Source organism: Ruegeria jejuensis (assembly GCF_041537905.1).
Classification (GTDB): Bacteria; Pseudomonadota; Alphaproteobacteria; order Rhodobacterales; family Rhodobacteraceae; genus Ruegeria_C.
The window spans coordinates 1-2,865 of sequence record NZ_JBGRUO010000054.1 but is presented as its reverse complement, the minus strand read 5'-3'; the positions used below and the strand labels follow the sequence as shown (position 1 = coordinate 2,865).

Sequence of the window (2,865 nt, the reverse complement as noted above, 5' to 3'; positions counted from 1 at the left end):
ATCCGCCCCGTGCACCTGGAAAACGTTCTTCGCCAAATCCAGGCCAATCATGCTAATCTCATCCATAGACGCCTCCATTCAGGTTGTTTGTAAACCCACAATGGCACACCAAGGCCAGCGGGGGCGTCTACACCTTCAAAGCCAAACGCAGCCAGAAATGGGGTTGATACATGCCGAGCCTAAACCGTCTAATGCGTCGGGCAGAGGCGCGGCTGCGTATTGGGCATTTCCGCGAAGCTGCTGAGCTTTATCGGGATATTCTATCCCACGAGCTTCCTGCACAAGACGCAGCTATTTTGCATACCGCGTTGGGAAATGTGTCCAAGCTGCAGGGTCAGTTGCCGATTGCAGTGAAGAGTTACCAACAGGCGTTATCGCTTTTCCCCGATGACATCACATCGCGATACAACCTTGCCGTAACTCTTCAGGCGATGGGGGAAAATGAAGCTGCGGAAACCCAGTATCAATCTGTGTTGAAGCAGAACCCGGATCACATCCAATCATGGAACAATCTGGGCAATCTCAAACAACTGCAGAATCAATGGCGCGAGGCGCTGGACTGTTACGATGCGGCGCTGCGCCGTCAGTCGGGATATCACGACGCCCTGATCAATAAGGCCAACACGTTGCGCCGCATGGGGCGGTACAAAGAAGCGCTGGAGATTTTGTACCGGGCGCAGAAGCAAGCGCCGCAATCAGCCGACACATGTTTGTCATTGGCTATAGTGCTGCGAGAACTGGGTCGACTCGATCTGGCGCGAGATCACTACCTGCACGCGCACACTCTGGCACCTGACGGCGACAGAATCCTATTGCAAACCCTCGTCCACCTGGCGTGCCTGTGTGATTGGGACGGAATGGACCGGCTGAATTCCCGCCTGATGACGCTGGGGGTAAAGAACGAGGCCGTGCCACCATTCGGAGCCTTGTGTTTGGAGGATCATCCGGAACGGCAAAAACAACGATCCGAAAACCATGTGCGGCGGACCATCGGCTTGCACGCACCCGCCCTGTCCACCCGCCAGCCCCGCCCTGACGGAAAATTACGCATCGGATATGTTTCTGGGGATTATTACGACCACGCAACCATGCACTTGCTGGCGGGCACGCTGGCCGCACACGATAAATCCCGTTTCACGCTCTTTGCCTATTCCATCGGGCATAACGGTGACGCGATGCGTGACAAGGTCATTGGGAATTTCGCGAGCTTTCACGACATTCGCGACCTGTCCGATGCCGAGGCCGTTACGCTGGCTGGCCGCGACAGGTTGGATATTGCCGTCGATCTGATGGGCTACAGCCGAAACAATCGGGCCGCGCTGTTCTCCCATCGACTTGCCCCGGTGCAGATTGCCTGGCTCGGGTATCCCGGTTCCACCGGAGCGCCATATATCGACTATGCAATTGCTGATGACACGGTTTTGCCGCCTGACCGGCATGGAACGTTTTCCGAGGCCATAATCTCATTGCCGCATTGCTACATGCCCGGTGATCGGAACCGTCCAATTTCGGATCGCCCGCAAACCCGGGCCGAGGCTGGCCTGCCGGAAGATGCGTTTGTGTTCTGTTGCTTCAACAACAGCTACAAGATCTGTCCACGCGTTTTCGCGATATGGATGCGATTGCTGTCCCGCGTGCCCGGCAGCGTGCTGTGGCTGTTGCGGGAGAACCGCTGGGCCGAACACAATCTCCACGCCGCGGCTGGGGCACATGATGTGGATGATACGCGGCTGGTGTTTGCGGACAGGATGCCAAACCCACAGCATCTGGCCCGGCACCGTCTGGCGGACCTGTTTCTTGACACATTTGCGTATAACGCGCATACAACAGCGGTCGATGCGCTCTGGGCCGGGTTGCCGGTGTTGACGCGCGCGGGCGATCAGTTCGCGGCACGGGTCGCAGCCAGTTTGCTAGCAGCAGCGGGTCTGTCTGAGATGATCACCACAACCGATGCGGACTATGAAACCGCCGCTTTGGCACTGGCCCTTGATTCTGAAAAGCTGGGCGAGATCTCGCGTCGGCTGGCGGCTACCCGACTGACCTGCCCGCTTTTCGATACGGTGACCCATACACAATACATTGAAGAAGCGTACAAACAGGCCCATGCGCTACATGCCGCGGGGCAGGCGGCCAAGTCGTTTCGCGTTTCCGCCACTATGCCCCGCGTGAGCACCAAGAGCGAAGATACTCAATGAGCCCTAATTTCTCAGTAAAATATCTGCGTTTCTGCCGATCCCTTTGGAGGCAGCGGGCATTCAACAATCCCAACGTTGCTATTCGTTTATGTCGCAGAGAAGGGCCAGAGGGGGTTCGGTCGCAAACTTTGGCGTGGTTCGAAGCTATCGCTTTACCCACCGGCTCGGCGTCGTGTGATCGACCGAAACGCCGCGCTTTGCCTTGATTTCTTTGAGATCGCGGTTGGAGACACCATAGCGAACATAGAAGAACACGGCGAAAAGGATAACGTCCCTCGGATACTGCGCACTTTTGAAGGAAATCATGAGCAGGCTTTCAACGGGTTACAAGTACAGGCCATTCACTCGTTAACCTCGGGAACGTCAATGCTCAAATCTTTGCAACAGATCCACTGACCTGAGCCCCTGAATTTCCTCCAGCTTTGTGTAGAGTCCGCCCAACTAAAGGACGGACAAATGAAGACGAGATTCTCCGACGAACAGATCATTCAGATGATCAAGGAACAGGAAGCTGGCGAGAAGACGACTGACGTGTGCAGGCGCTATGGGATCAGTCAGGGCACGTTCTACAAATACAAGTCGAAGTATGGCGGCATGGAGCCGTCGGATGCCAAGAAGCTGCGGGCACTGGAATCCGAGAACGCGAAGCTGAAGAAGCTGTTGGCCGAGC

At 56.2% G+C, this 2,865-nt stretch carries 2 protein-coding genes and 1 pseudogene; 2 read left to right on the top strand and 1 reads right to left on the bottom strand.

Annotated features, from left to right (window positions below; genetic code table 11):
* Window positions 1–191 precede the first annotated feature (191 nt).
* Window positions 192–2,195 (top strand): O-linked N-acetylglucosamine transferase, SPINDLY family protein, encoded by a 2,004-nt coding sequence (locus tag AB1E34_RS25980; protein ID WP_372575187.1) that lies wholly within the window; start codon window positions 192–194, stop codon window positions 2,193–2,195.
* A 147-nt stretch (window positions 2,196–2,342) separates the two neighbouring features.
* Here the strand turns inward: AB1E34_RS25980 and AB1E34_RS25975 are convergent.
* Window positions 2,343–2,501: pseudogene (locus AB1E34_RS25975) on the bottom strand (IS6 family transposase); the annotation flags it as partial.
* Window positions 2,502–2,651: 150 nt separating this feature from the next.
* Here AB1E34_RS25975 and AB1E34_RS25970 point away from each other — a divergent pair.
* A partial coding sequence (locus AB1E34_RS25970) for a transposase (RefSeq protein WP_372575186.1) occupies window positions 2,652–2,865 on the top strand: 214 nt, incomplete at its 3' end.